Source organism: Xanthomonas cissicola, assembly GCF_008801575.1.
Taxonomy (GTDB): Bacteria; Pseudomonadota; Gammaproteobacteria; order Xanthomonadales; family Xanthomonadaceae; genus Xanthomonas; species Xanthomonas cissicola.
The window spans coordinates 1-247 of record NZ_VZPL01000307.1 but is presented as its reverse complement, the minus strand read 5'-3'; the positions used below and the strand labels follow the sequence as shown (position 1 = coordinate 247).

1 pseudogene is annotated in these 247 nt (G+C 59.5%); it reads left to right on the top strand.

Annotation, left to right across the window (positions count from 1 at the left end):
• Nucleotides 1-120: 120 nt before the first annotated feature.
• A pseudogene (locus F7R02_RS26230) lies at nt 121-247 on the top strand (IS3 family transposase); the annotation flags it as partial.

Sequence of the window (247 nt, the reverse complement as noted above, 5' to 3'; positions counted from 1 at the left end):
GCCGGGTCTGCTTGCGCTTGCCCAGGCCCTCAGCGTCACCGAACGTCAGCTGCATAGATGATCCTCTACATGATGAGGCGGGTAGTGTCGCGTATCTGTGGTGCGTTGTTCAGAGCTTCCCTAAAGAAGTTGCTGGCCGAGCAGTTGTTCGAGAACGACCTGATCAAGGATGCGTTGCGAAAAAAGTGGTGAGCGCACCGGCGCGTCGTGCGCTGGTGCGCGAGTGGATCGGGCGTGGTGCTAGCGA